The 24,207-nt window shown below is 45.4% G+C and carries 20 protein-coding genes; 17 read left to right on the top strand and 3 right to left on the bottom strand.

What is annotated here, in order from left to right:
- Nucleotides 1–359 precede the first annotated feature (359 nt).
- The 5 genes from AC58PV_RS13305 (at nucleotide 360) to AC58PV_RS13285 (ending at nucleotide 11,576) form a co-directional block, all read left to right on the top strand.
- Complete coding sequence (locus AC58PV_RS13305) at nucleotides 360–7,115, top strand: S-layer homology domain-containing protein (RefSeq protein ID WP_497432715.1); 6,756 nt, start codon at nucleotides 360–362, stop codon at nucleotides 7,113–7,115.
- Nucleotides 7,116–7,313: 198 nt separating this feature from the next.
- Entirely contained in the window at nucleotides 7,314–7,796 is a 483-nt protein-coding gene (locus AC58PV_RS13300; protein WP_497432714.1) for a MarR family transcriptional regulator, read from the top strand.
- Between the two features lie 59 nt (nucleotides 7,797–7,855).
- Nucleotides 7,856–8,887, top strand: coding sequence for a nitroreductase family protein (locus AC58PV_RS13295; RefSeq protein ID WP_497432713.1), 1,032 nt, complete (start codon nucleotides 7,856–7,858; stop codon nucleotides 8,885–8,887).
- Between the two features lie 516 nt (nucleotides 8,888–9,403).
- Complete coding sequence (locus AC58PV_RS13290) at nucleotides 9,404–9,928, top strand: RNA polymerase sigma factor (protein WP_497432712.1); 525 nt, start codon at nucleotides 9,404–9,406, stop codon at nucleotides 9,926–9,928.
- Entirely contained in the window at nucleotides 9,921–11,576 is a 1,656-nt protein-coding gene (locus tag AC58PV_RS13285) for a DUF4179 domain-containing protein (RefSeq protein ID WP_497432711.1), read from the top strand. Before AC58PV_RS13290 ends, AC58PV_RS13285 begins: the two co-directional genes overlap by 8 nt.
- A 237-nt stretch (nucleotides 11,577–11,813) precedes the next feature.
- Here AC58PV_RS13285 and AC58PV_RS13280 read toward each other — a convergent pair whose 3' ends face one another.
- Together AC58PV_RS13280 and AC58PV_RS13275 are read right to left on the bottom strand one after the other, a co-directional pair.
- Nucleotides 11,814–12,386, bottom strand: a complete 573-nt coding sequence (locus AC58PV_RS13280; RefSeq protein WP_497432710.1) for a DUF3238 domain-containing protein — start codon at nucleotides 12,384–12,386, stop codon at nucleotides 11,814–11,816.
- 166 nt (nucleotides 12,387–12,552) lie between these two features.
- Complete coding sequence (locus AC58PV_RS13275) at nucleotides 12,553–12,993, bottom strand: DUF6843 domain-containing protein (protein WP_497432709.1); 441 nt, start codon at nucleotides 12,991–12,993, stop codon at nucleotides 12,553–12,555.
- Nucleotides 12,994–13,455: 462 nt separating this feature from the next.
- Here AC58PV_RS13275 and AC58PV_RS13270 point away from each other — a divergent pair, with 462 nt between their 5' ends.
- The 6 genes from AC58PV_RS13270 to AC58PV_RS13245 all read left to right on the top strand — a co-directional run bounded on the left by AC58PV_RS13270 (nucleotide 13,456) and on the right by AC58PV_RS13245 (nucleotide 16,413).
- A complete protein-coding gene (locus AC58PV_RS13270; RefSeq protein ID WP_497432708.1) occupies nucleotides 13,456–13,827 on the top strand; it encodes a hypothetical protein in 372 nt (123 codons plus the stop codon).
- A gap of 17 nt (nucleotides 13,828–13,844) precedes the next feature.
- Entirely contained in the window at nucleotides 13,845–14,048 is a 204-nt protein-coding gene (locus tag AC58PV_RS13265; protein ID WP_497432707.1) for a helix-turn-helix domain-containing protein, read from the top strand.
- A 13-nt stretch (nucleotides 14,049–14,061) separates the two neighbouring features.
- On the top strand, nucleotides 14,062–14,226 hold the full coding sequence (locus AC58PV_RS13260; protein ID WP_497432706.1) for a YvrJ family protein: 165 nt from the start codon (nucleotides 14,062–14,064) through the stop codon (nucleotides 14,224–14,226).
- 669 nt (nucleotides 14,227–14,895) lie between these two features.
- Complete coding sequence (gene lepB / locus AC58PV_RS13255) at nucleotides 14,896–15,486, top strand: signal peptidase I (RefSeq protein WP_497432705.1); 591 nt, start codon at nucleotides 14,896–14,898, stop codon at nucleotides 15,484–15,486.
- Between the two features lie 357 nt (nucleotides 15,487–15,843).
- Nucleotides 15,844–16,128 carry a hypothetical protein gene (locus tag AC58PV_RS13250; RefSeq protein WP_497432704.1) on the top strand — a complete coding sequence of 95 codons (285 nt, stop codon included), beginning with the start codon at nucleotides 15,844–15,846 and terminating at the stop codon, nucleotides 16,126–16,128.
- Nucleotides 16,129–16,227: 99 nt separating this feature from the next.
- Entirely contained in the window at nucleotides 16,228–16,413 is a 186-nt protein-coding gene (locus tag AC58PV_RS13245) for a hypothetical protein (protein WP_497432703.1), read from the top strand.
- A gap of 100 nt (nucleotides 16,414–16,513) precedes the next feature.
- Here the strand turns inward: AC58PV_RS13245 and AC58PV_RS13240 are convergent, their stop codons facing one another.
- Nucleotides 16,514–16,873, bottom strand: a complete 360-nt coding sequence (locus AC58PV_RS13240) for a winged helix-turn-helix transcriptional regulator (protein ID WP_497432702.1) — start codon at nucleotides 16,871–16,873, stop codon at nucleotides 16,514–16,516.
- A 129-nt stretch (nucleotides 16,874–17,002) separates the two neighbouring features.
- Here AC58PV_RS13240 and AC58PV_RS13235 point away from each other — a divergent pair, with 129 nt between their 5' ends.
- The 6 genes from AC58PV_RS13235 to AC58PV_RS13210 all read left to right on the top strand — a co-directional run bounded on the left by AC58PV_RS13235 (nucleotide 17,003) and on the right by AC58PV_RS13210 (nucleotide 24,188).
- Entirely contained in the window at nucleotides 17,003–17,641 is a 639-nt protein-coding gene (locus tag AC58PV_RS13235; protein ID WP_497432701.1) for an NAD(P)H-dependent oxidoreductase, read from the top strand.
- A gap of 151 nt (nucleotides 17,642–17,792) precedes the next feature.
- Nucleotides 17,793–18,605 carry a glycoside hydrolase family 16 protein gene (locus tag AC58PV_RS13230; RefSeq protein ID WP_497432700.1) on the top strand — a complete coding sequence of 271 codons (813 nt, stop codon included), beginning with the start codon at nucleotides 17,793–17,795 and terminating at the stop codon, nucleotides 18,603–18,605.
- 111 nt (nucleotides 18,606–18,716) lie between these two features.
- Nucleotides 18,717–19,199: a CcdC protein domain-containing protein gene (locus AC58PV_RS13225; protein ID WP_497432699.1), complete on the top strand. Its 483-nt coding sequence runs from the start codon at nucleotides 18,717–18,719 to the stop codon at nucleotides 19,197–19,199.
- A 144-nt stretch (nucleotides 19,200–19,343) separates the two neighbouring features.
- Nucleotides 19,344–21,095, top strand: coding sequence for a cache domain-containing sensor histidine kinase (locus AC58PV_RS13220; protein WP_497432698.1), 1,752 nt, complete (start codon nucleotides 19,344–19,346; stop codon nucleotides 21,093–21,095).
- Nucleotides 21,088–22,662, top strand: coding sequence for a response regulator transcription factor (locus tag AC58PV_RS13215; protein ID WP_497432697.1), 1,575 nt, complete (start codon nucleotides 21,088–21,090; stop codon nucleotides 22,660–22,662). The genes AC58PV_RS13220 and AC58PV_RS13215 overlap by 8 nt, the downstream gene beginning before the upstream one ends.
- Before the next feature lie 179 nt (nucleotides 22,663–22,841).
- Nucleotides 22,842–24,188 (top strand): ABC transporter substrate-binding protein, encoded by a 1,347-nt coding sequence (locus tag AC58PV_RS13210; protein ID WP_497432696.1) that lies wholly within the window; start codon nucleotides 22,842–22,844, stop codon nucleotides 24,186–24,188.
- Nucleotides 24,189–24,207: the final 19 nt, after the last annotated feature.

Genomic DNA, 24,207 nt, shown 5'->3' with positions numbered 1-24,207 from the left:
ATCGCTCATATGGAGGTACAAACCTAAGATCGCGAAGCTGTCCCAAAAGTCTTAATGACGGAGGGGCAGCTTCTTTGCTGTGCAACGCCAATAACGTAGTAACATTGGAAGCCGCATAAGTTGCGGCTTTTTTGGTATTGTAACATTCCTGACCTAGTCTAAATAAAGTCCCGTAAGTCTTGATACGGCGCGGAAAATGGCTGATTTTCTCATTATTCTTTTATTATTCTTTTATTGGCCATCTTTATAATCAAATGTAGTTGTTATCCAGTTACAGAAACCTATTCCTATCCCGCTCATCCGACAATTTTCTAATCTTCGTCATCTTATTTTAAGCGTTATAGTAAAGGAGAAAAAGCATGAAAAAATCAGTATTCTGTCTATTCATTGCATTATTTACGTTCGGGACTACATTCTCGCAGATTCTACCTGTTTATGCGGCTGAGAACGATTTTACGTTTACAGTCGGTTCCAGTGGCGCAACGGTTACGGACTACAAGGGCACGGATCTGAACGTGGTAATTCCCGCTGCGTACTCGGGTACGCCGGTAATTGAAATTGGGAGATCAGCATTTGATACGAACGGTACGGGCAAACCTAAAATCACGAGCGTCGTGATTCCGAGCAGCGTGAAGGTCATTCAAACGTATGGATTCCGTTATACCAGCCTCACTTCCGTAGAGCTTCCAGACAGTTTGTTAACGATCGGCTCCAGCGCATTCGAGAACAATCCGCTTACAACCGTCGTATTTCCAGACAGTGTGACGATGATCGGCAACTATTCTTTTTATATGAATAGTTTGACATCAATTAAACTATCGGAGAATTTGAAGACGATTAATGGCGGTGCTTTTGACACCAATCACATTTCGAAACTAGTTATCCCTGCTGGTGTAACGAATGTTGGCAGTAGCTCCTTCTATAATAATAACTTGACGAGCGTAACGGTGTTAGGTGATGCCACAACTTTTGGGACAGGCGTATTTGCAAGCAATCCGAGCAATTTAAAAATATTCGGGATTGCGAATTCTCCCGCAGCCGTTTATGCGTCGAGCAACGGACATACGTTTGTGGACGGAACGGCGTTATTTCAAGCGGTCGCTAGCGCCAAGTCGTTGTTGAAAAGTAATCCGGTGGGCACCGACGTAGGACAAGTTCCGGCCAATGCCTACAACGACTTATCGGCAGCATTTGACGCAGCTAAGCTTTATATTGACGGAATCGGGAATGCCACCACCGCCTCGGATCTGGCTAACGCCGCAACTCCTCTGACCGCTTCTATCGCGGCATTCAATGCACAAATTGTTCAAGCAGGCAATCCGGCAGCGTTGGCAGCGGCGATTACGGTTGCGCAGCAGGGGTTGACGGATCATCCGCAAGGGGTGAACGTGGGGCAGACTTCAGCAGGAACTCGTACCGTGTTGAGTACTGCGGTGGATGCGGCGCAGCAGATTTTTGATAATGCGAGAAATTACAAGCAAGATCAACTGGATGCTGCTGTGACTCAGTTGAATGCTGCGGTTCAAGTCTTTACTGCTGCTGTTGTACAAGCTGGTGTTCCGACGGCGCTGGGCGCGGCGATCGGGGTTGCGCAGCAGGCGTTGACGGATCATCCGCAAGGGGTGAACGTGGGGCAGGCGTCAGTGGGGGCGCGCACCGTGCTGGGAACTGCGGTGGATGCGGCGCAGCAGATTTTTGATAATGCGGGCAATTACACGCAGGGTCAACTGGATGCTGCTGTTACTCAGTTGAATGCAGCGGTTCAAGTCTTTACTGCTGCTGTTTTACAAGCGGGTGTTCCGACTGCGCTTGGCGCAGCGATCGGGGTTGCGCAGCAGGCGTTGACGGATCATCCGCAAGGGGTGAACGTGGGGCAGGTGTCAGCGGGGGCGCGCACCGTGCTGAAAAATGCGATGGATGCGGCGCAGCAGATTTTTGATAATGCGGGCAATTACACGCAGGATCAATTGGATGCTGCTGTTAACCAGTTAGATGCAGCGGTTCAGGTTTTTACTGCTGCTGTTGTACAAGCAGGTATTCCGACGGCGCTGGGGGCGGCGATCGGGGTTGCACAGCAGGCGTTGACGGATCATCCGCAGGGGGTGAACGTGGGGCAGGCGCCAGCGGGATCGCGCACCGTGCTGGGAACTGCAATCCATGCGGCGCAGCAGATCTTTGATAACGCGGGCAATTACACGCAGGATCAACTGGATACTGCTGTTACCCAGTTAAATGCGGCAGTTCAAGTCTTTAATGCCGCAGTAATACAAGCGGGTGTTCCGACAGCGCTGGGGGCGGCGATCACGGTTGCGCAGCAGGCGTTGACGGATCATCCGCAAGGTACGGATGTAGGTCAGGCGTCAGCAGTGGCGCGCACTGCACTGCAATCTGCATTGGATGCGGCGCAGCAGATCTATGATAACGCGAGCAATTACACGCAAGATCAATTGGATACTGCTGTTACCCAATTAAATGCAGCGGTTCAAGTCTTTACTGCCGCCGTTGTACAAGCGGGTGTTCCGACGGCGCTGGGGGCGGCGATCACGGTTGCGCAGCAGGTGTTGACGGATCATCCGCAAGGTACGGATGTAGGTCAGGCGCCAGCGGTGGCACGCACCGTGCTGGGAACTGCGATCGATGCGGCGCAGCAGATTTTTGATAACGCGGGCAATTACACGCAGGATCAATTGGATACTGCGGTTACCCAATTAGATGCAGCGGTTCAAGTCTTTAATGCCAAAGTAATACAAGCGGGTCTTCCGACTGCGCTGGGGGCGGCGATCGGGGTTGCACAGCAGGCGTTGACGGATCATCCGCAAGGGGTGAATGTGGGTCAGGTGTCAGCGGGAGCGCGCACCGTGCTGGGAACTGCAATCCATGCGGCGCAGCAGATCTTTGATAACGCGGGCAATTACACGCAGGATCAATTGGATACAGCGGTTACCCAATTAAATGCGGCGGTTCAAGTCTTTAATGCCGCAGTAATACAAGCGGGTGTTCCGACTGCGCTGGGGGCGGCGATCGGGGTTGCACAGCAGGCGTTGACAGATCATCCGCAAGGGGTGAATGTGGGTCAGGTGTCAGCGGGAGCGCGCACCGTGCTGGGCACTGCGATCGATGCGGCGCAGCAGATTTTTGATAACGCGGGCAATTACACGCAGGATCAACTGGATACTGCTGTTACCCAGTTAAATGCGGCGGTTCAGGTTTTTACTGCCGCTGTAGTACAAGCGGGTGTTCCTACGGCGCTAGGCGCATCGATTACTGTTGCGCAGCAGGCGTTGACGGATCATCCGCAAGGTACGGATGTAGGTCAAGCGCCAGCGGTGGCACGCACTGCACTACAGTCCGCAATCCAGGCGTCGCAGCAGATTTTTGATAATGCCGGCAATTACACGCAAGATCAACTGGATATTGCCGTTACCCAGTTAGATGCAGCGGTTCAAGTCTTCAATGCCGCTGTAGTACAAGCGGGCATTTCAACGGCACTTGGCGCGACGATCACCGTTGCACAGCAGGCGTTGACGGATCATCCGCAAGGTACGGATGTAGGTCAGGCGTCAGCAGTGGCGCGTACTGCACTGCAATCTGAATTGGATGCGGCGCAGCAGATTTTTGATAACGCGGGCAATTACACACAAGATCAACTGGATGCTGCAGTAACCCAGTTAAATGCAGCGGTTCAGGTTTTTACTGCCGCTGTTGTACAAGCGGGTGTTCCTACGGCGCTTGGCACGGCGATCACGGTTGCACAGCAGGCGTTGACGGATCATCCGCAAGGTACGGATGTAGGTCAGGCATCTGCGGTGGCACGCACCGCACTTCAGACCGCAATTCAGGCGTCGCAGCAGATTTTTGATAACGCGGGCAATTACACGCAGGATCAATTGGATACAGCGGTTACCCAATTAAGTGCGGCGGTTCAAGTCTTTAATGCCGCAGTAATACAAGCGGGTGTTCCGACTGCGCTAGGCGCTGCGATCACGATGGCGCAGCAGGCGTTGACGGACCATCCGCAAGGTGCGGATGTAGGTCAGGCGTCAGCAGTGGCGCGCACTGCACTGCAAACTGCATTGGATGCGTCGCAGCAGATTTTTGATAACGCGGGCAATTACACGCAGGATCAACTGGATGCTGCAGTAACCCAGTTAAATGCAGCGGTTCAGGTTTTTACTGCCGCTGTTGTACAAGCGGGTGTTCCTACGGCGCTTGGCGCGGCGATCACCGTTGCGCAGCAGACGTTGACGGACCATCCGCAAGGTACGGATGTAGGTCAGGCGCCAGCAGTGGCGCGCACTGCACTGCAAACTGCATTGGATGCGGCGCAGCAGATTTTTGATAACGCGGGCAATTACACGCAAGATCAACTGGATGCTGCAGTAACCCAGTTAAATGCAGCGGTTCAGGTTTTTACTGCCGCTGTAGTACAAGCGGGTGTTCCTACGGCGCTTGGCACGGCGATTACTGCGGCACAGCAGGCGTTGACGGATCATCCGCAAGGTACGGATGTAGGTCAAGCGTCAGCGGTGGCACGCACTGCACTGCAGTCCGCAATCCAGGCGGCGCAGCAGATTTTTGATAATGCCGGCAATTACACGCAGGATCAACTGGATACTGCTGTTACCCAATTAAATACAGCTGTTCAAGTCTTCAATGCCGCAGTAATACAAGCGGGTGTTCCGACGGCGCTGGGCGCGGCGATCACGGTGGCGCAGCAGGCGTTGACGGATCATCCGCAAGGTACGGATGTAGGTCAAGCGTCAGCGGGAACGCGCACCGCACTGCAGACCGCAACCCAGGCGGCGCAGCAGATTTTTGATAACATGGGCAATTACACACAAGATCAACTGGATACAGCAGTTACCCAGTTAAATGCAGCGGTTCAAGTCTTTACTGCTACTGTTATACAAGCGGGCATTCCAACGGCGTTGGAGGCGGCGATCACGGCGGCGCAGCAGGCGTTGACGGATCATCCCGAAGGTACGGATGTAGGGCAGACTTCAGTAGGAGACCGCGCTGCCTTGCAGACGGCAATAGATGCCGTGCAGGCTATTGCCGACGATGCGGAAAATCAATCTCAGACTCGTTTGGATGAAGCTACTGTCCGTTTGAACGATGCTATGGCTGTATTTGAAGCCGCTTGGGTTGGGGTGGTTCTAACCGCATCTGCCAATGATTTGTACGGAACGAGCGATACGCTTCGCTTTACGGTATTTTACGGATATGAAGTAACGGTGATCGGGACACCGGTCGTTCCGGTCATGGTTGGAGACAATTCCGTCGCTCAAACGGTATATGCGCCATATATGGGAGCGCGTGGTGAGTCAGTGAAAAAACTTACTTTCGAATTCGAAGTTCCTGCTGGGCTCGCGGATATTGACGGAATTCAAGTAGCAGCATCATTGGAGCTCCCGAACGGTGCAAGCATTGTTAGCACCTCCGACGGACGTCCGGCTTCGCTAACTTACGCAGCACCAGACGTAAGCGGAATACGTATCGTGGGGATACCGCCCGAAGTTGCTCTGACGATTGCACCGAACGGATCGGAAAGTAAAGCGATCAGTGTGACCGCAAGCGTATACGGGGAAGTAGCAGGAAATGCGCTGACGCAACTCCGTTGGCTGGCTGGGAGTCTTAGCGGGGGTGATTTTGCGGGTGGAACGAAAGGAAACGATATTCTGGCCACACCTCAATTCACCGTTACTGCCAACGGCGACTATACCGTTTATGCACTAGACGAAGTAGGCAATGAAGCAGTGAAGACCATCACTGTTACTGGGATCTCAATCCCGTCTTCGTCGGATAACGGCAATCGACCGGTTCTATCGGGGACGACTGTAAAGTTAAATTTGAATGGTAGGATTACAACGCTAGTCGATCCATCTGACATCAAACAAGTCAAGCGTTCGGACGGCACGGTGATCGAGCAAGTCATCCTCCCTGAACGGACAAGGGAGCAAATGTTGGAACTGCTGAAAGATGCGAGGGAACCGATTGTCAGCATTACAATCGGCAATCGGGAACAAGCGGTACAAGCACAGTTTCAAGCTGACTGGCTCGCGGATATGGTTAAAGCTTCTCCTAATACAATTATTGAGGTGAGGTTGAACGATTCTAGTTATCAATTGCGGTTAAGCGCAATCGATCTGATCGGTTTGGCGGAGCGACTCAACGCGGATTTATCGGATTTGACTGTAAGTATCCTTCAGGTGCAGGCGGGCGAGAATGTTCGACAAGAGATCGATCGGATAGGAGTTTCTCAAGGTTTTACTGTTTTCACCGATGTTATGGACTACAAGGTGATAGCGGAAGCATACGGTCAAACGTTGGAGATTCACGACTTCGGTGGGGCGTACTCGATCCGGACCATTAAGTTGGACCGAGAGGGCACGAACCGTAACCTGGTTGCCGTTCAGTATATCCCGGGAAATGGAACCGTCGTTTTTGTTCCGGCAAAGATAGGAACCGCTCCAGACGGCACTAACGAAGCGGTTCTAAACGTGCCACATAATAGCTTGTACACAGTTGTAAATGTGCAAGCCCGAACGTTCGCCGATTTAACCGGACACTGGGCGAAAGCGGATGTGGAGCATCTGGCGTCCAAGCTGCTGGTGAACGGTGTGGCTGCCGACCGTTTTGAGTCAGAGGGAACCATTACACGAGCTGAATTCTCAACTTTGCTAGTTCGTGGGCTAGGGCTATCCGTGAAGGATAACGAAGGTAGCGAACGTTTTGGGGATGTCCCTGCATCCGCATGGTATGCATCCGCAGTAAATGCGGCAGCGGCTAGCGGGCTGGTTAGTGGTATCGGTGCCGGTAGGTTTGCACCTAACGATCCAATTACCCGCGAGCAAATGGCCGTTGTGATGGCTGGCGCCTTAACCTTCACCAGCCATGGAAGCGGTAGTGATGCGCAAGAGGGAGGCTATCCGGATACTATCACGGATCGAGACTCCATTTCTTCATGGGCGCAAGCTGCGGTAGTCCGAGTATCGGAAGACGGCATTATGAAAGGGATGGAAGACAGACGCTTTGCCCCGAGGGAGTATGTAACGAGGGCGCAGGCAGCGGTTATACTGAGAAGGTTCCTGGAATATGTGCATTTTATCGATTAATCGAGATACTCATTCATAGAATCGACTGTAAAAAGGATATTGAAGGAGCTTGCCTCGTGGCAGCTCTTTTTTGTTGTACATGTCTAGGGAGATAATATAATGCTTTTAAATCCGTGTCCTGGAATGCTGCACTTGCTGAATCCTACAAACTATGATATTTTAGTTTCAAAGTAAACAATATGAGGTGTGAACCCAGAAATGGATTATCCTGAAAGTATCAAAGCGTTAATTTATAATCAATTGCTTCATTTTTTTCATTTGCAAGAACAGCGGTTGGAGCTGGAACTTAAAGAAATCAAAGAGTTTGTGCAACTTCATCAGCTGAAAGGTGTCCTTGGAAGTTTATCGACCATCCATGTCTTGGATTGCATCGGCAATCACGAACCGATCAATCATTCCGCGATTGTGGATAAACTAAATTTGTCGAAGGCGAGCATTACAAAGATAAATAAAAAGCTGCTTGCACTTGGCCTCATTAACCGGACCCAGCTCAATGATAACCGCAAAGAGGTGTATTTTCGGCTTACGCCTCTAGGGAAGAAGTTGTTCGAAATGCATCGGGCTTTGCATGAAGCGGAGGAGCAGAACTTTATCCGGTTTTTGGACAGTTATTCCGATAGTGAGCATCAGACGATCTTGAAGTTTTTTCAAGGTATGAACCGGTATATTGGCGAGAGATAAGCTAAATTTTTTTAATATTTTTGTTTACTGGTAAACTATATCTGTGAGGAGGGATTAAGTTGGATTTTTCCCAAACGATTAGAGAACGTAGAACCATCAGGAGATTCAACGCAACACCGGTAGCACCGGAACTGCTCGTAAATTTGCTGAACGAAGCGGCAAGCCTGTACGAGACTGAGGGTACGCCGCGCTGGCGTTGTATGTACGCCGGCACTTCGGAGTCGCGTCAAAGGCTGGTTGAGAGTATGATAGCTAAAATGAAGGAAAGCAAATTTGGGAAGCTCATTCCTGTCAAAATGATCGATTTTCTCACAAAACGAATAACGGATATTCCTGCTCACCTGATATTCATTGCAGAATCCGCCGCCAATCGGCGGCAGAGCGACGAAAATTATGCAGCAGTTTGCAGTGTCATGCAAAACTTTCAACTGCTAGGCTGGGAGCGCGGGTTGGGCATGCTGTGGGACACGGACCCAATGCTTCAAAGCGAGTCGTTTCTTGCGGAAATCGGTTTGCGGGAAGGTGAAAGGTTTGCAGGGATTTTACATACGGGATATTTCGATAAAGCGCCGAGATCCCGGAGAAGAACGCCGGCGAAGCAGAAATGGACCACAATCGGTGGAAGCGGGGAGCCAGATGGGGCACAGTTGGATAACGTCCGAATCCCCGCGCAAAGCATTCTCGAAATGCTGAATGACGCCGTCTGGGCGCCGAACGATGGACTAAGGGAACCGTGGCGATTTATCTATGTGACGGGCGGCGAAGCGGCCGGCAAGCTCCGAGTTTTGAATGGGGACGCGTCACTAGCATCACTCCTGATCGTGGCGAAGGAAGAAGCGGATCCCCACAAGCAGGAGGAGGATTACGCGGCGGTATGTTGTTTGATCCAAAATTTTCAGTTGTTGGCCAAATCCAAACCTTGGCACGTCCGGCGCACGATTCCGGAATGGATTTATGACCGGGAATGGTGCAAGCCGTTTGGGATTCGGCCACAGGAGCGGATTGTAGCGGTGCTAGAGCTCGGAGGAGCTGCTCAATCCTCGGAATCCGCTCTGGCTGCTCCCCTGTTGGTAAACCTTTCACATCTATGACAATACTGCTAGGAGCTGTCAGCCATAGGCATAAGGTCAAATTTTGGTAAATTCGATCGGCAACTGTAAATATGTACTGGATAAAAAAGTACCAATATGTGGTATATTGGAATCATTAACGTCACTAGGCGGTGTTCCCATGAATATTGCAATAGAATCTATAGAAACAGGACTAAAACTATTTGTGTTTATAATAGTTATTTCACTATTCTTTATGTTGGTAGGGCTCTTAGTCAAAAAATATCTAGGGGACTTCTTTCATGGATTTTATAGGATAATATTAAAAATATTTAGGTCAATTCAGGGTCATAGATAACGAGATAACTAGGAACGTTTATTCAATAAAACGCTAATGGGAGGCTGCCGGCATGATCGGCGGCCTCTACTACATTTACGGAAGTTATGCATGGTGGATGATTCATCATAATTGTCTACTACGCCTCACAAAAAAACGAACCGATAGAGTCCGTTATTTGTCTTATTGACATCAAACGGCCAAAAGGAGGCGTATAGAGCTTGACTGATCAAGAGCTATTCGAAGCTTATCGAAACGACGTGTATTATTTGTGCCATTATTTACTTCAAAATGCCGCAGATGCGGAGGATGTTTGCCAGGAAGTATTCTTAAAGGCGTTCCAAACTGACCGCAGTGGAATTGAGCGGATCAAACCGTGGCTGATTCGGATCGCCGCCAATCAGTGCAAAAATCATCTTGGCCGCAGAAAGTTGGGTCTATTGAAAGAGATCAAGCTCTTTTTGCAGCAAGCCGTACATGCTACGACCGAGTCGGCGGATGAAGCGGTGATGCGGATGGAAGGGGAACAAGATCTGAAGAGGTGGCTACAGAAGCTCCCGGTAAAAATCCGGATCGTCCTGACACTGCGTTACGTCCATGAGCTTTCTCTTCCAGAGATTGGGGAATCGCTCGACATTCCGCTTGGAACCGTTAAGTCGAGATTTAACGCAGGACTCAAGCAGATCAGGAAACAAATTGCGGCGGAAAGCCAACATAACCAGAGAGGAGCGGAATGCCTTGAATAATCTTACTAATCTGACGGAAGAAATACTGCTGGAGAAGGCTCGAGCCGAACGTCCGAAGCTGCCGGATTTCGAAGCGATGTGGGAGAGGATTCGGGTCGAGCAAGCTCAGGCTGGAGCTCAAGCGGTCTTCAACTCCGGAAAAAGCAGCCGGAAATTGGTTCGCAAGCGTCTTTTGCTGCCGACCGTTGCGGTATCAGCCCTTCTTGTGGCAGCGCCGGTTGTAGCTGGAGTTTCGATGGGCTGGACGGAGCTGTTCGGCAGGCTGGGAGTAAAGACGGCGATGGAAAGCGGCTTCGGCAATCCGCTTGATATCACGGTCCGATCGGTCGGAACCAGCTTATCCTTGCACGGCGTCGTAACGGATGAACAACGTTTGGATATTTTGTTTACGCTGGAGGTCCCTTCATTGCCAGATTATGATGCCGTTGAATTCGAGCACAAAACATTAACGTCAGCCAATGGGAAAGCGATGCAGCTAAACGAACTGATCCGTAAGGATGTATCTTCGAATCAATTGACGGGTCTGTTCGAAACGGAGAACGGGCTGGGTAACAAGCGTGAGCAGCTAAAGCTTGCTCTTCAAAATCTTTCCTTCTATAAATACAAAGATGTACCTCTTCTTGAAGCTCCGGCATCCCTGAAGGAGAACAATCAGATAGACAGCATGTCCCGGTTCGGAGCGCTGCGGATCGTCTCCGTTCTGAGAGAAAACGACGCATTTACGATTCGCTATGAAATCCCAGGAACGTCCGAGGATCAATTATTGAATCCGCATTTATTACTTAAGTCCGGAGATAAATCAGTCAAAGTAGGCTATTCTGCCGTCCTGCCACCGGAGAAGGCCAATGTTCAGCTGCGTCAGGATACATTTCGGCTTTCCGATGAGGAGCTGAAGATCGCGACGCTCCACTTCAGTTTCCTGGACGCGGTTCAAACCATTGAGGGCACATGGGAGACGTCATTCGAAGCGGATGGAGAGAAGGCCAGCCAGGTGACTTTCCGGAAAAAGCTGAATTCGGCTTTGGGAGATCCTATTTTGTTCAAGAAACCGAAAGAACTTATCGTGACCCCTTTGCAAATTCGTGTTATGTTAGAAAACAACAAAAATTCTCCGGATCAACCGTACGCCTATTACGATAAAGCCGAACTGCTTCTTAACGGACGGACAATCGAAGGAGGGCTGTGGGGTACGGAGAAAAGCGGTTCGTTCTTTCGCTTCGAATCGCCAGAGTGGTACAAAGACTGGTCTCCGGTTCCAATGACGCTGCAACTGTCCGAAGCCAGAATTGTCAAACGCGCAAATGATCGGTGGTTCCCCTTGGAAACCGTATCCGAGTCGAAGCAAACGATTAAGACGAACCTGGACGGCTTTTCGGTTACTTTCACCTATTACCAGCAAGATCAGGATTTAATCGTTGAATCGCAATCGGACGATCCGAAGTTCCTAGGTATTTCGCAAACTGCAGTGAAGCTTGACGGGAAGGCCATATACCCGCAGTCTAATCCTATGCCGCCGGGAGGAACCGGTTCGAATAAAAGAACGGACCTCTACCCCGGGGTGTTGGTCAAAGAGGGTACGCTCCAATTAAGCCCAGGCTTTTATAGCTATTCGGATCCGGAGCGCAAATCCATCATACCGATCAATTAAAAAAATCAAAGGGCCCGAGGATTGGCAATTGTGACTGCCGCTCCCGGGCTTTTTTTATGCAATAGATAAGAGGGAGTGAGATTCTGGACATTTTAAATCAAGCTAGTACAATTCAGATCTTGCCCATGAGTCCTGAAGATGAGACATTTGTTATTATAGTTCCCTTACAAATAAGCAACCAAAAGAAGGCTCATGAAATCCATGAACCTTCTTTTTAATTTGATGAAGAATTGGGTGTTAATTCGTTACATTAATAGAATGCTCCATCGGGTCGAACAAAGACGCAAGTGTTTGTTTATTAAACCGATACATTTCAACAGGCGTTCCAGAATTCACACGTTTGTAAATTTCGTGGTTAGGGTATCCATCATGATAACCCTGAACGGTTACCTGGCCGCTTGGCGTAATGGTAACATTGTAATCCCAGTCAATTGTAGGAGAAAGGTTGACTAAAGGATTTTCGGATTTACCGCGCAGCCAAATTCGCGCATTGCCGCTGGAATCAAAATACGCGCTGTGTTGCATGTCATTGTCATGTGTATACCCATTCTTATAGGTAATACTTCCCGTGGCATTGATAACATTCATCTGCCTTGTAGGACCAACACCTTTATAGACATTTATCGCTTGGCTACCGAAATCAACACTAATATGGTGGGCCATCTTGTAAAGATTTGGTTGGTTTTCCGTCCAGTAGGTAAAGCCACGGTTGTTACCCTCAAAATAGATATTGGTTGTCGGGTTTGCAGAAAAAATAATCCACGCATCGTTAATAAATGCCGTCGTACGAACTTCAACAATATTTGCCATTTGTATATCCACCCTTTGAATAGTTTTGAAGATAGACGATAAGGACGGAAAAGAAAAAGTTTCGTCCAAAACCTTTTCTTTTCTTTATTCATCCCTCTTCACTATTAAAGGTAAATTGAACAGAAAGATTACAACCTTTCTGATGAAAATATTGTCTTCTACTACATTAGGGGCGCTTTTCCTTTGAGTTTCGCCATTGTTCCTCCGTTCCTACAAAGAAGGTAAGTTTAGAAGGGAATTTTTGATCATCCGATCCGACCTGCCCTCCTCCAGATGTTCCTTGATCATGAATCATTGCCACATCTGGTGGTACTTTAACATGGCGACCATCTTGCTCAACATAATATAAATCCATTGCTCCTGAAACATTTTTGTTTGAAGTCATTACTTTTCCAGAAGGAGGGACCTCATAGATTAAAGTGTTGCCATCTTTTTTTAAAGCAGGAGAATCAGATTGTTCATATGTAACCTCAATCCATCCCGAAAAACCTTTTGGTAGTAAGAACTTATGTGTAGTATTGGTTTCAATAAATTTGTTTAATAGAACAATCCCAGTTACCACAATACATACAGTTACTATCGCAAGGATAAATAATTTCTTTGTCATAACAAATCATCCTTTCCTTGTTATATTTACCAGTAATTATATCGAACTTTAACCTTAATTGGAATTTTTAACAAATTGTCCGTTACTTTAGGGTTTCTGACTACATGTCCTACAGCTTGCCACCCCTCCACACTTTCTCCCCTGGCCTCAGAATAGATCAATCGTGCTAAAAGTTCGGCATCATCTTGGCCTTTAAATTCAGTAAGACGGGTTCCTTTTGTAAGTCTACGCCCATAATCGCTCCTGTATATCCCCCCTGTCTATCATTACCCTTCTAAATTAATAGTAGAGTGAATTAGATATATAACAACATCAATTTAAAGTTGGCAGTCCAAATATTACAGTATGTGGTAAAATATGCTTTATAAAGAACATATGTTCTTGTTTTTTTGTGTATTGGTTGTAAATATATATACTGTTTTACTTTATTAAGTAAAACAATAAAAGGAGAACTAAATCCAAATGATTCATAATAAACCGTTTTTGTTAGATCACTATCGTCAGGTATTAAAGCGTTTCGCTTGGCGTATCCAGTACCGTGCTCGCAAACAAATCAATTATGAAGTTTTATCGCTAGATTTTGAGCATCTATCCAATAACAAGAATGGTGTAACAGATTGGTTAGATAATATTCAGATTGATGAATGGATTCAAAGCATCGATTCGGAAAAAGGTCGCTATATTATTAGAAGAATTTATATTGATGGATTAAAGGAAAAAGAAGTTGCAGATGAATTAAAAATATCACAGCAGGCAGTTAGTAAGTGGAAGAAAAGAATATTGAGTCACATGAGAGGGAAGGTAATTTTAGAAGAAGGAATAATTCATCATTAGAGGTTGGGAGATTGAGAATGGAAAAAGAGCGAGATGAACTATTTGTAACTGAGCTAATGAAAGTTCAAAAGAAAGACAATAGAGAAGAATTTATTGAAATGCTCTTATTTTACTTTGACGAAGAGATTCGAAATATGTCTCGATATATAAAAATGCCTCGCGAAGACGCTATTCAATCTATTAAAACAGATTTTATTGAATACATTACAAACAATTGGTAGGAGGTGAGGTTTTATGGATGTACAGATGTTATCTTTAATTTCCCAATATGGGTTTCCCATGGTGGTAGCAATGTTTTCTTTAATGAGACTAGAAAAAACTATACAAATTAACACCAGAGTTATGCAATCGATCGCAGTAAAAATGGGGGTATCTGTTGATGTAGATAATGATAAATGAAGTTAACTAAGCTATAGATCGCGGGAAATATAATGCGGGGATAGTTGAATATTCTTGTATTATAAAACAAACATAGGTATACAAATACGTCACGTCATTATGTATTTTCGGAAACAGGTACAGTTGATGGAGTTGAAATCTCATCTCAATATGAGGTATGGTTTGATGATAAAGGGCACTATCGTTTCAATACCATATCAGGTCCCTATACAGGGGATTATGAAATTTGGGATGGAAAGAAACTTTACCAATACACAAAGTTAATAAATGATTTAACAATAAGAAATATTAGTGGTGTTAGCACTCCAGTGCCACATCTTTAACTCAGTCCTGAAATTAATTCGGGAGTACTAAAGGACATTAAAGCGAATAAACTTAAATCAGTTTCAAAGAATGACTTTGAAACACCTAATTTGCATATTAAGCTCGATGCTGATGAGCAAACAGTCATGTACTCCCAACATCAGGAAAATGGCAAACCGACTCATACAATTAAAGTTGATAAATTAGATAAAAACATACAATTTGATAATTCTCTTCTTGCAGTAGATGAGTCTAATGTATCGATTCAATACCTAAGTGAATAATGATTTAAAATAAAATAAAGTTAGACTGTAAGCTGACCCCAACGGGACTACTTACAGTCTTTGCTTTTAGGGAGGTAATTTTATGAAACGTACTTTGATAGCTTGTCTTCTTATTGTCATGCTTGCCGCATGTGGAGAAAAAATGATTACTGACAAGAGTACTGAAAAATCTATTGCAGAGGTTTCACAAGGAAACAACACAATTATTAATCCATTAAGCGATGCTATGGATCAGGGTGATCATGAATATACAAAAAATGTAGTTGTTGATGCCTCGTACTATAAAACCAAGTCTGTCGCAAGAGGAGACATTGTTTACTATGGGGACAATAACGTAGCCAGAGTAAATGCACTTCCAAATGAAAAAATAAAAATAACAAATGGCCAAATATACATTAATGGAGGGAAATTAGATACATTCTACGGAGCAGCTCATGTTAGAGGGCTTGATTCTCAAAAGTTTAAGGATAGCAATATGGAAGAACCTGCTAAGCAAAATCTCATAGATGAGATCTTTAAGAAAAATCAAAGTGAAATAACCCTCAGCAATGACGAGATATTTGTAATTGGTGACGATTGGTCCAGAAGCAATCCATCCACTACTTTTCGTAATTTACCTACAAAAGAGCTACTTGGTAAAGTGATGGGTGTATGCACAAAGTGCAGTCCGTGAACAGAACATCAGTATTATAATCCTAGAAAGAGCCCCTCTTTGCCTGAGGGACTCTTTCTTTGTAGACATGAAGTTTTGTAGTTAAATTGAATAAAGGCCGATTTGAAATTAAATGTATACCAATATTCCTTACTATGGAATTATAAAATTAATAACAAAACATGCGTCTTTAAAAGGTTCTTTAGGTGGTATTCCTAGACTAGTAAACTATTGCGAATAACACTGCATCACTAGTAATTTTAGCCTTTCACGTAGTAAGCAAGTGTCATTACGAACGGGCAGAATAACGCAACCATGTACTGTGATTTACAGTATTATTAGTAGATGTTTACTTGGAAGAGAGGTGTGATACACGTAATGAATAAAATGATAATTACAATCATCTCTTTGTGTGAAAAACTTACTGAGGATGAGAAAATATCAGTTGCCAATGCTCTTTCCAGGCATTTTGAGAGGAGAATTAGCAGTCTAATACTAGAAATCACTACATGTAATCAAGAAGAACTTATTATCATTCGAAACACAATACATGGGTTAATTCTTACTAAAGAGAATACACCTGATATTTTAGAAACGTACGAACGATTTAAGGACACGGATCCACCTCGAAAAATCTCTTTTGGTCGCTTAACAGAAGATTAAGCTCAACGGGGAATCGATAGTTGAGAGTTTTGCTACGCGGCAACTCCTCTTTTGTTTATAATAGAAATGGACAGGTTTGTTTAAGAAAGGGTGGCACAAATGAAAAAATACAATATTATGCGTCCAATCATGCTGATTGTGATTGCACTCCTAACGAAAAGCTTGGTTACCAATCTTTGCATGCTGCTGGGAATGGAAGCCGAGTTAGCGAAATCTTTGGGTTTCGGTGCGATGGTAATCGCTGCGCTCGTGGTCTTTTCCAGAAGCCGAAGAAGACCGAAATAGGATTTCCCGAATGAGACAGCGGCAGTCTAAGACTTTTTTCAGTCTTGGTCGTCGCTGTCTCATTTTAATGTTCAGTCTATAACTTTTTTTCACTTCACGGCTAGTCCGTTTCTATTTGTTCATGATTCGCCTTTTTGAGCTGTTTTCGCTCAACATGGGCCACTCCCCATTGATGTAAGGTTTCCAAAATCGGAGACAGGCTCATCCCGTATTCCGTGATGGAGTATTCTACTTTCGGCGGGATTTGCGGATAAATGACTCGTTTAATGATCTCTTCCTCTTCTAATTCGCGCAGATGGAGCGTAAGCATCCTTTGAGTGATATCGGGCAGCAATCTTCTTAGCTCATTGAACCGCAAGGTTTTACCTTGAAGCAAATGATAAAGGATGATCGGCTTCCATTTGCCGACGATCGAATCCAGTGCCACAACGAATTGACATTGGACAGGGTTCTTTTGCATACGTAAGCCTCCTTTACAGTACCTTTTTTAATACTATACCACATTATTGTGCGTACTTAAAATAAGTAAGTATATATAATATGATTATCCCTGAAAGTAAAACTGATTACAGAAGGGAAGTTTTAATTCATGGCAACCGTATTATATATCACCGCACACCCTCTCGATCCTCAATCATCGTATAGCCTCGCGGTAGGCAAAGAGTTTATCGAAGCGTACCACGAGGCAAATCCAGGAGATAAAGTTATTCATTTGGATCTCTACAAAGAGAATATTCCCCAATTTGATGCTGATGTTTTAAGAGGTTGGGAAAAGCTTAGGTCGGGTTCATCTTTCGATCAACTGACTGATGCTGAGAAGTCAAAAGTGGCTCGTCTTGAGGCGGTTGTTGATCAATTCGTGGCTGCTGATAAGTACGTATATGTTTCCCCGATGTGGAATTTCATGATCCCACCGGTATTGAAAGCATACACGGATACGACTTCCATTCCGGGTAAGACTTTTAGATATACCGAAAACGGCCCTGAAGGTCTGTTGACCGGTAAGAAAGTCTTGCACATTCAAGCTAGTGGTTCTGTGTATTCGGAAGGTCCTTTAGCTCCACTTGAAATGGGATACAGCTATCTGAATAAGGTTTTACAGTTCTATGGGATTCGATCTATTGAGGCCATTTTTGTTGAAGGAACGGCATTAAAATCACAAGAGCAAGCTCCAGCTATTAAAGAAAAAGCAATTGCACATGCTAAGGAAGTTGCCAAACGTTTCTAATCGGGAGAGCTCCCATTATTTACTGCGTATGCCATTCGACGCTCCTTTTCATCGGTATTGCCTAGGAATAAAAATTGTAGTAACAAAACTTTGAAATTGATATACTAAAACAAAGAACGTATGTTCCCAAAAAAAAGTGGAGGATGAGTTAATGTCAACTGGCGATTTCCCAAGGAATGAGATTGAAAAATCGGGATATACAATCGTATTCCAAGATGATTTTGAGGACGATGACTTAAACCTCGCAAATTGGCTTCCTTACTATTTACCTCAATGGAGCAGTCGGGCAAACTCAAAAGCAATGTACAGAATTGAAAATAGCCTTCTCGTCTTACAGATAACGGAGGATCAACTGCCGTGGAGTCAAGAGTTCAATGGTGATGTGAAGGTAAGCAATCTCCAGACGGGGGTATATTCAGGGCCGGTTGGCAGTCCATATGGTCAACACAAGTTCTCAAGTAACTGTCTTGTTCGAGAAGAGCAAACGCTTGAAAGACTGTTTACGCCGCAGTATGGCTATTTTGAAATACGGGCAAAGGGAATCAGAAACCCCAATAACGTTTGCGCATTTTGGATGATCGGTTTCGAGGATCAGCTCCATAAATCAGCCGAAATATGCCCTTTTGAATTGAAGGGATGGAATGTGGGTTCCGATACATGTACGCTTGGATTTGGCCTTCATCCGTTTGGTGATACGGAGATCCGTGATGAATTTTTTGAGAAGGAATTTCAACTCGACCCTACGCAGTTTCATCTTTACGCTGTCGATTGGACGGAACAGGGCGTAGATTTCTATATCGATAACGAATTGATCTATACATCTCGTCAATCACCACGATATCCAATGCAATTAATGCTTAACATTTATGAAATTCCTCCACACGATAATGCTTCAAAGGTAACGCCAGTATACCCCAGCGAGTTCAGCATTGATTATGTACGTTGTTACCAGAAGAATTGTTAATTACGAAGGTGACAATTGTCACCTCGAATAGATGACCTGATTCACTTCTGGAAGCACGCCATTAAAGGAGATAATAAGACTACAAAATCCTTTAAGGGAGTGTTCATTTCTATGAATTCAACAATATCGATGATGATTTCGGCTTTAATTTTCTTTTTCATCCTGCGCGGACAATTAAGTGGCATGCGTAAACCACTCAAGAAATCAGGAGTAACCCTACTGTTGCCTATCTTATTCATTTCTACTTCGCTTACGCAATTGTTCGATCCATCTCTGCATATCCGCGAGGGGCAAGTCATCATTGCTTTGTTGATCGGCGTCGTTGTTTCGATTCCGCTCATTGTGACGACTAACTTTGAAGTGCGAGACAATGGCGACACGTTTATTAAGCGTAACAAAACGGTTTTTGTACTGATGATCGTGATCTTTGCCCTGCGTTTCCTTGCGGTTGCGACGATACATGCAGTCGATCCAAGTACGCTTAGTTTTATGTGCAACTTAGTGACCTTCGGCTACATCGCAACTTGGCGGATTACTAGTTTCATCAAATTCCGAGGTGTTCGTTCTTCGAAACAAGGTGCGCTCAGTGCGTAGTGCTGAAACTAGTCTGATTAGTGCCTAACGAACACGAATTTTTGTATGGGCAGGGTAGGCATAATAAGATAACCTAAGAAGAGATACTGACGATGATGCGGTCAGTGTCTCTTTTTATTATTCATTGAAGGAGTGGGCACCTTGATGACGGACCGATTTCGCCGTATATCCTTCCGGGATATGAAGATTAAACATAAGCTGATGGTCGTTATGATGCTGTTAATCATATTTTTTTGCCTAGTTGTTATGTCTTGCTTGCAGTATATTTTCCATGCATATGACGAAATGCTATATGCGCAATCTGCCCAAACCATCAATAATTCGATTGGCGACATTGAGAACGAAGTTCGAAATATTGAAAAGTTGTCGTTAACGATTGCGACGGATTCGCGTATACAAGAACAGCTTTCTAAAGTAAAGGAAATGACGAATGAATACGATCGGGCACAGACGTTAACGGATTTCAAAAACAAAATTTTTGTCTATATGCTGACCGAAAAACATATTTCATCTATCCACTTTATGAATAACTCCGGCTACAGTCTGATGGTTGGTCAAAGTGCACAAATCCCAGAAGAGAGCAAGATGGAAGAGGTTCTCATCAAAGCGAGGCAAGGCAAGGGCGGTAACGTGTGGGTAGATCCTGATGCCGCGCATCCTTATTTGCTAGCCGCAAGAGAGATTCGTTCGACAGGCTCAGATTTGTTGGAGCCGCTGGGTACACTTATTTTTCAAGTGAATATCGACTCTGTCGTGCATCAACATCAAACCCTCACCAAAGATAGCGGATACCTGTATATCTGGAAAGGTGACCAACCCGTTTATACATCCGATGAAGGATTTCAGCCAAGCGTGGCTATGATGGACGCCAAACAAGGGTATACCATACAAAAAGTAGGTGGATTAAGCTCGTTTATCGCCTACACGACCTCGAAGGAAACGGGATGGACCTATTTCAGTATCCTCTCGTACAATGACATTTTTAAGAAGAAAAATGATTTGCGGTTTGCCCTACTCGTGGTCGTATTTCTATTGTTCATAACCGTTATTGCCATTAGTTATGGCTTTGCTAGAGGCATTACGAAGCCGATCGAGCGATTGACGCAGCAGATGAGGTATGCAGAGAAAGGCGATTTCGAATGGATTGTCACCAATTCCCCGGACACGGATCGATCTGATGAAGTCGGTTATTTACAAAAACGGTTTTTTATTATGATACGAAGAATCGATACATTAATCGAAGAGAACTACACGCGGCAAATGTTGTTGAAAGATACGGAGTACATGGCTTTACAAGCACAAATTAACCCGCACTTTTTGTACAACACACTGACTTCGATTAATTGGATGGCAAGGACAAGCGGTCAAGCGGCCATATCCAGGATGGTTGAAGCGCTGAGCAGACTGTTGCGGAACGCCATTAGCAATAATGTGCAAGTGATTACCCTTGGTGAGGAAATTGGACTGATTCAAGATTATATGAGTATTCAAAAGGTGAGATTCGAGAGCGAGCTGCACTTCCTTCTGGATATCGACGAGAAATTCAATGGGTATCGAATTCCCAAAATGTCCATCCAACCGATTGTCGAGAATGCGATTAAGCACGGCTTGGAAAATATGCTGGGAGACTGCACGATCACGATTGCTGCCGTGGAAGGGGAGGAAGGGATCGACATATCCATCACGGATAACGGACCGGGGATGGATGAGATCGCCCTCGAACAACTAAGGAAATTCGAAATCCCCTCCAAGGGCACAGGGATTGGACTCAAAAATATTCACGAGCGCTTGCGTCTCATGTTCGGTGAATCAGCGGGACTTCATTTTGATAGTACGGTAGGAATGGGCACTACAGTTACGATTAAGCTGCCAAAGGAGAGTGTGTCAGATGTATAAGGTTCTATTAGTGGATGACGAGAAGTTATCTAGAGACAGCATAGCAACTTTGGTCCAATGGGAGGAACACGGATTGCAGTTGATCGGAGCTGCCAAGAACGGATTCGAAGCCTTGGAATGGGTGGACAAAGAGATGCCAGACATCGTGATCACGGATATTAAGATGCCTGTCATGAATGGTCTTGAGCTCATCGGAAAGATTAAGGAACGGAGAAGCGATACTGTATTTGTCGTGCTTTCTGGCTATGACGAGTATGACTATATGAGCGAAGCGATGCGTTACGGAATCAAACATTATTTGCTTAAGCCTTGTAATGAGCTTCAAATCATTGACGTTTTGAGCGAAATTAAACTGGAAATTGCCAATGCAAACAGGGAACGTGAGTTCTTTACCAAGCTGAACAATAATTTTACTCGGGTGCTCCCCCAGGTCAAAGAACAGTTCCTTCGTGATATTGCCTTAACGGGTACGTACAATCAACGTGATTTCGAAGAGTTCATGGCCATGTTCCATATCCAGGCGCAGTCATTTCAACTTGTGCTTGTTCAGTTTGGCGAGAGCTGTGGCTATCTGGAGAAGTTCGCTTTAAAAAACATTGCGGAAGATTTATTTACTTCGGAGAAGCTCTATTTAAGCACGGTTGTTGAAGACAGTGTACTTCTTCTGATTCAAGCGATGGCATTTGAGGATATGGCGACGATATTAAATGAAGTCCGAGATATTTATAAGTCGTATTACCGATTAGAGTTATTTATGGGTGTCAGCGGAGCTGGCGGTTTCACGGATATTCGCAGTATGTACAAAGAGGTACATGACGTGCTCCGTTATCGATTTTATTTTACAGAGGGATGTATGCTTACGCGTGACGATGTCCAGGTGACATCGAAGGCCGCTTGGCAGGTCGACTTTAATGCGTCCTTTGAAGCTATCGCCTCTTCTGTAAAGGCTGGAGACGTAAACGATGTTACGCATCGCTTGCAGTCTCTCTTGGACGTCTTTGAGGAACACCGCATGGAGATTAATGAGGTTAAATCACACTGTATGGAATTGTACATGATTGTCATTCGTCAGGGACAGCTTCCACCGTCCTCCGAAAAGATGTTTCAGGTCGTTACATTTCAAGAATTGGATACGCTGCATGCGACATTTGAGTTCCTTCGTTCGATTTCCATAGAAGTGGCGAAAACCAACTATCAAGAGTCCTCCAGTAGTCAGAATAAAATGATAGCGTCTGTCATTCAGATTGTTGATGAACACCTCGGAAACCCGGAGTTATCCCTAACGTGGATTGGGAAAGAACTGCTATATATGAACGTGGATTATTTGGGGCGATTATTTTCCAAAGAAACCGGCGTTAAATTCTCGCAATATGTGCTGGAACGCAGAATGGATCAGGCAATCCGTTTAATTGAACGAGCGGGAGACTTGAGGGTGTATGAAATATCTAGGTTAACAGGCTTCAGGGAAGACACGCCCTACTTTAGCAAGGTGTTTAAGAAATATACAGGGTTCACGCCATCTGAGTACAAACGGAATTGGGAAGAAGGCTTGCGGAAACCCTTATAAGGGCGAGGGGAAGAAGTAGAGTTTTTGCATAGAGGTCATCGAGTTATTACATTGTCCCGAAAGCCCCGTAGAGGTACGATGAAAGCAAGACAAATGGTATTCTCAGGGCCCGAAAATAGCCATTGGTTATCGATCACATAGTTTCCCACAGGAATGTATATGACAGGAGGGTTTTTGAGATGAAAACATATAAAGCGATGACACCAATCGTGGCAAGTTTGGCGGTTACTATGGCACTAGCGGGTTGTTCCAGCGGAACGAAAGATGGGGGTACAGCAGCAACAACAGCAGCGACATCAAGTGCTCCAAGCCAAACGGAAAGCGCGAAAGCTAGCACGTTGCGGGTGTTGTGGTGGGGCTCTCAGCCTAGACACGATGCTACCAATAAAGTGTTAGACATGTACAAGAAAGATCATCCAAATGTGTCATTCCAACCTGAATTCCAAGGGTTTGACGGTTATTGGCAGAAGGTTACGCTGCAAGCAGCGACGAACAATATGCCCGATGTTCTGCAATACTATGTAGGATCGGCCGACACGCAGCAGTTCATGGATAAAAATTTAATTGCACCTCTCGATGATTTGGTGGCGAAGAAGCTTCTCGATGTCAGTGATATCAGTGAGAGTGCCTTGTCTAGCGGTAAGCTTGGAGGAAAGCTGTATGGCATCCCTCTTGGCGTTAATGCCAAGGCGATGGTTGTAGATCCAGAAGCGTATCAAAAAGCAGGATTGACGATTCCGGAGAACGGTTATGCCACATGGGAAGATCTCGGGAAAGACTTGGTCAAGTTGAAGGCGGTTACAGGCGCGTACGGCGCTGACGATCTGCTTGGCGAAAACTTCATGTTCCCTTATTATGCTAGGCAGATGGGACAGGTTCAATACGCAGATAAAACAGGAATCGGTTTCGATGAAAAGACCTTCGTAGACTTCTATACGATGAAAAAGAATTGGAGCAAAGACGGCTTGATTCCTCCAATTGATGTCATCCTTTCGATCAAATCACCAGAAGAGTCCAATCTCGCCAAGAAGAAAGCAGCGGTCAATATAATTTATACCAATCAGTTTGAGAGTATCTCCAAAGCGGCTGGCAAGGAGTTAAAGCTGATTCCGCTTCCAGGACCTAACGGGGCCAAAGCGATGGATTTGCGTCCAGGCAACCACTTTTCCATACCAGTAAACTCTACGAATAAAGAAGAAGCGGCTAAGTTCATCTCGTACTTCGTTAACAATGTAAATGCGAATAAAGTGCTGAATGCGGAGAGAGGTATGCCGGTAGCGGGCAAAGTTAGGGACGGTATCAAAGATGGCTTTACGCCAGCGCAAAAGGTAACGGCTGCTTATATCGATCAGGTTGCCAAAGCAAGCTCACCGATGGACCCTCAGCCTCCAGCTGGATCAACGGAAATCGAGAAGCTTATGTTGGATTTGGAACAGCAGATCCTATACAGCAAAACTACACCTGAGCAAGCCTATGCGACGCTGAAGAGTGAATCCATTAAAATTTTGGATAAGAATAAGAAATAAGTTGTTGTGCAGTTGGTTA

The sequence above is a fragment of the Paenibacillus sp. J22FR83 genome (genome assembly GCF_059691955.1).
Note: the sequence above shows the minus strand (reverse complement) of the source record. Positions and strands in the feature narration are given on the sequence as shown.